The sequence below is a fragment of the Nitratireductor sp. CH_MIT9313-5 genome, assembly GCF_037029545.1.
Lineage (GTDB): Bacteria > Pseudomonadota > Alphaproteobacteria > Rhizobiales > Rhizobiaceae > Chelativorans.
This window is the reverse complement of the sequence record NZ_JAYMER010000024.1, coordinates 2445-8764: the sequence shown is the minus strand read 5'-3', so window position 1 is coordinate 8764 and position 6320 is coordinate 2445. Positions and strand designations below refer to the sequence as shown.

Annotated in this window: 7 protein-coding genes; all 7 read right to left on the bottom strand. The window is 55.8% G+C overall.

The window, feature by feature from the left end:
• On the bottom strand, positions 1-581 hold a 581-nt coding region (locus WA367_RS16710), incomplete at its 3' end, for a multicopper oxidase domain-containing protein (RefSeq protein ID WP_336057915.1).
• 156 nt (positions 582-737) lie between these two features.
• On the bottom strand, positions 738-1019 hold the full coding sequence (locus WA367_RS16705) for a copper-binding protein (RefSeq protein WP_336057914.1): 282 nt from the start codon (positions 1017-1019) through the stop codon (positions 738-740).
• A gap of 29 nt (positions 1020-1048) precedes the next feature.
• Complete coding sequence (locus WA367_RS16700) at positions 1049-1525, bottom strand: cupredoxin domain-containing protein (RefSeq protein ID WP_036483856.1); 477 nt, start codon at positions 1523-1525, stop codon at positions 1049-1051.
• Positions 1526-1555: 30 nt separating this feature from the next.
• Positions 1556-2947, bottom strand: a complete 1392-nt coding sequence (locus WA367_RS16695; RefSeq protein WP_336057913.1) for a multicopper oxidase family protein — start codon at positions 2945-2947, stop codon at positions 1556-1558.
• A gap of 16 nt (positions 2948-2963) precedes the next feature.
• On the bottom strand, positions 2964-4475 hold the full coding sequence (locus tag WA367_RS16690; protein ID WP_336057912.1) for a TolC family protein: 1512 nt from the start codon (positions 4473-4475) through the stop codon (positions 2964-2966).
• A 308-nt stretch (positions 4476-4783) separates the two neighbouring features.
• Positions 4784-5155 carry a hypothetical protein gene (locus WA367_RS16685; protein WP_336057911.1) on the bottom strand — a complete coding sequence of 124 codons (372 nt, stop codon included), beginning with the start codon at positions 5153-5155 and terminating at the stop codon, positions 4784-4786.
• A 210-nt stretch (positions 5156-5365) separates the two neighbouring features.
• A partial coding sequence (locus WA367_RS16680; protein ID WP_336057910.1) for a DNA cytosine methyltransferase occupies positions 5366-6320 on the bottom strand: 955 nt, incomplete at its 5' end.

Sequence of the window (6320 nt, the reverse complement as noted above, 5' to 3'; positions counted from 1 at the left end):
CGTCTGGTGAAAGCGCGATCCTGAACAATAAGCGGGATATCATCGACCCCGTACTCGACCGGCAACAGCTCAGTATCGGAACTGTCCGTGTCCTCGACAAGGAGCATTCCCGCCAATCCTAGATAGACCTGCTCGCCAGTCTCCCCATGGGGATGGGAATGGTACCAGTAGGTGCCCGCCGGTTGTTCTATCTCGAGAGTCTGATCCAATCTGGAGCCCGGTGCGATCAAGCTCTGCGGCCCGCCATCCTGCCACCCAGGTACATGCAGGCCGTGCCAGTGTGAGGTGATGGCGCGATCAAGACGGTTGGCCACCAACATACGTGCCGCTCTCCCACGGCGCATTCTAAGAGTGGGGCCTAGATAGCTTTGAGACCATCCAAGCACTTTAGCTCGTTGGTGCCCGATAAATGCTCGCTCCCCGTTTATTGCCTCAAGCAAAGTGGGAGAACTTTCATGGACGTCAACCAGCGGAGGAATCGGCAGGCTGCTGCCGGAGTCGTCACTTGCTGAAGCACGTCCAACCACAGCCGGAGCGGCCAACCCAGCGAGCGCGCCCAGTAAAAATTTCCGCCGTTCCATATGTGCTCCTCCCTGCACTGCATTTGAGGCTTGCAAGCAAGGTAGGGCTGAAATCCGGCAGGGCAAAGATTGAGAACTGGCCGATACTTTCCGCGCACCGCATTTTGATGCGCCGCCGAGCCGAGAGAGTTTTTCTCGGCTCGGACCGGCTTAAGCCTACTTCACCTCGAGGACAGTGAGCTTTCCGTTTACACGATCTGCCACAAACTCAATGGACTGACCTTCCTTCAATTTCTCCAGCATTGCTTCGTCCTTGGTGACGAAGACCATGGTCATTGCAGGCATATCGAGATTCTTCAGTTCTTCGTGGATGATGGTGACCTTGTTGGCTTTCATATCCACCTTCTTGACCTTGCCTTTCGTATATTCGCTAGCGATTGCCGGTACAGCAGCAAGGCTAAGAACAGCAGCAAGAGTAATCAGAGCACGCGCTTTCATATTCAAACTCTTTCCAGGTTGTTGGGATGTTAATGTGCAGCAACGAGGATGCTGCCCTTCATGCCGGCCTCGTAATGGCCGGGAAGAAGACAACCAAACTCGAAGTTCCCGGTATTGGAAAACTTCCAGATGATTTCGCCACTGCTGGCACTTGAGAGGCGGATGGCGTTCGGGTCATCATGCTCCATTTCGGGGAACCGCTGCATGAGTTCCTTGTGCTCCATCATCTTGTCGTGATGGTCCACGACGAACTCGTGTTCGAGCTCTCCTGCGTTTTTGATGATGAAGCGTATTGTCTCGCCCGCCCTCACGCTGATTGCCGCGGGTTGGAAGATCATCTCCCCGTCATCGGTTTCCCGCATCTCGATCTCGATCGACCTGTTTACTTCAGATAACGCTCCGGGCTCACCTGCCATGTATTCGCCATGGCCACCCGCATGAGTGCCAGCCGCTATGGCCGGCCCCGCGAAAATGGCAAGTGACACCATCAAGAATGCTGCTTTCATGTCGTTCACCTTGTTGAAGCAGACCACAGGTCAATGCTTGTCCACCTGATGGGCACCATGCCCCTCAGAATTCTTTTCCTGCGTTGAGGTAATGTGCGTGGCAGGACTGTCTTGAGTGGTGAAGTCGGGTAAAACTCCAGTCCACTCGTAGGCTTGCGTTCCCGGAGGATTTTCATACCAGCCAGGATCGGTGTAATCGCCTGCAGAGATCCCTTCGCGCACTTTCACCACCGAGAACATGCCCCCCATCTCGAGCGGGCCGTGCGGCCCCCATCCTCCCATCATGGGGATGGTATTATCCGGTAGCTCCATAGACATCTCGCCCATATCCGCCATGCCCGCCGTGCCCATTGGCATGTATTCGGGGCGAAGCTTCCGGATCTTCTGAGCAAGGAGCGATTTGTCCACACCGATGAATGTAGGAACGTCATGTCCCATCGCATTCATGGTGTGGTGAGACTTGTGACAGTGAATTGCCCAATCTCCCTCGTATAATGCGTCGAATTCATAGGCACGCATGGCACCCACGGGAATGTCGATGGTGACTTCCGGCCACCGTGCTTCCGGCCTTACCCACCCACCATCTGTACAGGTGACCTCGAAGTCATAGCCGTGCATATGGATTGGATGGTTGGTCATGGTTAGATTCCCGACCCGAACGCGCACCCGGTCGTTCTTCGAGACAACAAGTGGGTCGATGTCGGGAAAAACGCGACTGTTCCATGTCCAGAGATTGAAGTCTGTCATGGTCATGATCTTGGGTACATACGACCCAGGATCGATGTCGAAGGCGTTCAGCATGATCAGGAAATCGCGGTCGACGGGCATGAATGCCGGGTCTTTGGGGTGGACGATGAAGAAGCCCATCATCCCCATAGCCATCTGCACCATCTCGTCTGCATGGGGATGGTACATGAAGGTGCCGGATTTGATCAGATCAAACTCATAGACGAAGGTTTTGCCGGGCGGGATGCCGGGGTGCGAGAGACCTCCAACCCCGTCCATTCCCGACGGCAGAATCAATCCGTGCCAATGAACCGAAGTGTGCTCTGGGAGCTTGTTGGTAACGTAAATACGAACACGGTCTCCCTCAACTGCCTCGATCGTGGGGCCGATAGACTGTCCATTATAGCCCCACAGGTAAGCGACCATGCCATCCGCCAATTCGCGTTCGACGGGTTCAGCAACGAGGTGAAATTCCTTCACTCCATTGTTCATCCTAAACGGGAGCGTCCAGCCATTAAGTGTGACGACCGGGTTGTAATCCGGTCCAACACTCGGGGCGAGCGGGGGCTGTGTTGTTGGGCTTTCCATCAGCGCCGCTTCCGGAAGTCCCATATTGGAGGTTTTAGCCCAGGCCTTTGCAGAAACGGCGGCTGCACCTGCCGCTCCAATGCCCAACAGTTTGCGTCTATTCATCATGAAGTCACCTTAAAATTCAGTGAGGACTTCCGCCGGACTCCGCCATCTCCGGCGCTGCCGCACTGCCTGCACTTGCTCCCGATCCCGGGCCGAAGATCACCGCGTTCAGATCAGCGTCAGCCAACCAGAAGTCTCGCTTGGCACTGACTGAAAGTAAGAGCGTGCTGATTTTCGCCTGCGTATCAGCGAGCAGTTCAAAGGTGTTGGTGATCATGCCATTGTAGGTGAGGAGACTCTCTTCTTCGATGCTCTGACGCAGCGGCAGGACATTGCTCTTGTAGTGGCGCGCCAGTTCATGCCGCGCGCGATAGCTGGTGTAGGCTGAACGGGCCTCGGAACGGACGTTTACCGCCCGCTCGGCCACCAGATTGGCTGCTTTCAAATAAGCCAATTCGGCCTTGCGAAGCCGTGCTTGACCGGAATCGAAGATCGGGATTACGAATTCAAACTCAAGTTGTGGGGTCATGACCAGCTTGCGCTCTTTGCGCTCATCGAGATGGCCGCCGTTCAGCTCATACTCTGTCTCGACTTCCTGTTCGATTTCCACGCCACTTATGAGTTCGAGATCGGTCAGATATCGTGTCGCGTTTGTCAGCCCAAAGGCTTTGGCTGCCAACTCAAGCTCCAATAGCGCTATCTTGAGATCGACCCGGTTGCGTAGAGCTTCAGCTTCGATTGCCGCTCCGGATCTGAGTGACTTCGGCAATTGTGGCAATTTGTTTGGGAGGGAAAAATCAAGTTCGCTCCCCCAAAGCCCCATAAGGCGCGCAAGCTCTTCTTTGGCCAGCTTCGCATTCAGGCGAGCTTCCGCCAACTGGCCCGTAAGTTCTGCATAAAATGCGTGCTCCCGAGCCTGCGCAGCCTTGGGCATCGCGCCAGACTCGCCCAGCTTCTTGGCAAGTTCCGAAGCTGCATCAGCAGCCGCCTGGCCCTGATTCAGGTAAGCAACCACTTCATTGGCAGATACCGCTCGTATCCACGCGCGCCTGGTATCAGCTGCCAGACGCAGTGTTTCTTCCACTGCCTTCAGCTGCGTCTGCTCGAACTTCATCCTGGCCAGTTCTACCCGCCGTTCGCGTGTATACATCGCCTGGAGGTTGGTCGTAACCATACCTTCAATAGCTCTGAACAGGAGCATCTCTGGCGCTCCGATACCCAGTACACCCACTGAAACCGTGGGATTCTGGGGTAGCATTTGCTGCCATACATCTGCAGCGTCTATGCCGATATTGGCATAGGCTGCCTGCAGCCCCTTGTTGTTTAAGAGGGCTACTTGCACCGCCGTATCTGCGCCGACCAACTTCTGCACAACGAGAGATTTTATTTCACGGCGTAGCTCCAGTGCTTCTTCCTGAGACTGCACCCAGACTGTCCGCTTGCCCGTTGCCTGAGCAGATCCCGCGAATACCGGAATGAAGCCGGCTTTGGGATCCTGATATGCAGCTACATCTGCCTCCAGGGCTGCGCCTGAAACACAGCCTGCGAGCACGCCCGGCAGCAATAGCGCTGCAAGAGGACGGTTCTTCATGACCCACTCCCCTTTTTGCGTGTCTGAGCATTATTCAGCTCACGCCAGGATCTCGGAGATACCGGGACCCGATGCGTGTAGTTGGTCACGACGTAACCGCCACTGCCTGGCTTACCGCCTAGCTCTGGCTGGGCAACAAGCATTAGGTGATCTATGCGAGGTAAGTCTTGTGACTGCGGCATCTGGCACGCAGCAAGGACCAACGGCAGTGCCGCCAGCGTAGTCAATTTTAACATTTAGGTAGCCCGATCTTTTCCAGCTGTTTGAAGGCGCAGCCTAGGGCTGCGCCCCATCAAAATGGTCAGAGATCAGGCTTCAGGGGGTCGATAGGGACCTTCAGCAACCGGACCGCCGCGGACCTGCGCAACAAGATCGAGCTTATCCTTGTCGGAGATCGAAAGAAGAGTACTTACAGTCTGACAAGATGCTGAGTAGAAACCACAAATGGATAGACAACATTCGAAGACTAAGTCAGCCTTCGGATAATGCTCTCCATCTTCCACCAACGCGTTTTCGGAAGCCTCTACTGCGCAACATTTAGCATCTTCTGCCAAGGCGTGATGAATCGCCTGCGTGCTGGAATGATGACCAATATCATTCTGAGCATAACTCGTATGAGCGCCAGCCATAGCTAGCACCACCAGAGAAAGAATCAGAACAATGGTGTAGAAGATGCGCAACCACGCGGTCCCCGTGAGGATGATTTGCGCAGAAATACACCAGCCGAAGAACACACCGCAAGCGAAATCGAAGCGCCTAGTAAAACATGGCCCAAGCGCCTGCGCGCGCTTTATCTATAGCAGAGATAGCATATCGCATGCGGTACGCGTTCCCCGATCTCGCTCTCTGCCCCATGGTTGCGGCTCCATGAGTGGACTTCTGCAACATCATCAGCCGACTGCGAGCTCCTCGCCGTCCCAATCTAAAGGATATGCTTCCACATGGTTCGGGACGGCCTTCAGATTGAGGCTCTTCCTGTACAGGCGCTTCTGCTCCTTCTCCAGATCAACCTTATATCCGGTGAGAGCACGGAGGATTGAGAGGCCGATGGCTTGAGCCATCGCTGGCGGGAACGCATTGGCGATCTGCCGGAACTTCTGCAGATTGCTGCCCTGCAGCTGCCAGTCGTCGCGGAAGCCTTGCAGGCGGGCCATCATTTCGAGCGTCAATTTCGGCATATGATCGCGAGGCGCATCACGATCCGGTGCAGCCTTGGCGTAGTGGCCGGGGTCAACGCCGAGTTCTCTCCACGATTCCCGTGACTTCGGCTGTGCGAGGTCGATGCCGCCCTTCTTCTGGCTGCCACCGATGATGGTGGGCGCATAGCCGTTGGCACGCTCTTTCCATTCATCCACATGGGCCCAGCCATTGGCTGCCATGAGGTCATAGAGGGCTTCGCCGACTGTGGGTGCTTTCTTGGCCAAGGCTTCAGGCCAGGAGAAGCGGTGCATTATCCCGCGCCGGAAGCCCACGAGAATTGCCCGCCTGCGCTTTTGTGGCAGACCGAAGTCCGGGCCGCCGCTCAGGATGCGCCATTCTGCATCATAACCAAGGGCCGCCATCCGGGCGAGAATGCGCAAGCGATGCATCGCGTTCGATGCCTGCTGAGCACCGGTGACATTCTCCAGCATCACCGCCTTAGGCTTCAGTTCCTTGATAAGCTTCATGGCCTTCGGGAACAAATCGCGTTCGTCAGCTGCTCCCTTGCGCTTTCCCGCCTGTGAGAAGGGCTGGCAGGGAACGCCTCCAGCAAGAAGATCAACACCTTCGAATTGGCTCAGATCGGCTTCGCGCAGATCCGCCTCGATGACGGGCCAGTGCTTGCCGTTGTGACGCAGCGTGGCT

Coding starts and splice junctions, on each gene's coding strand:
- WA367_RS16700 (WP_036483856.1), bottom strand. CDS start 1,525: ATGAAAGCAGCATTCTTGATGGTGTCACTTGCCATTTTCGCGGGGCCG.
- WA367_RS16705 (WP_336057914.1), bottom strand. CDS start 1,019: ATGAAAGCGCGTGCTCTGATTACTCTTGCTGCTGTTCTTAGCCTTGCT.
- WA367_RS16695 (WP_336057913.1), bottom strand. CDS start 2,947: ATGATGAATAGACGCAAACTGTTGGGCATTGGAGCGGCAGGTGCAGCC.
- WA367_RS16690 (WP_336057912.1), bottom strand. CDS start 4,475: ATGAAGAACCGTCCTCTTGCAGCGCTATTGCTGCCGGGCGTGCTCGCA.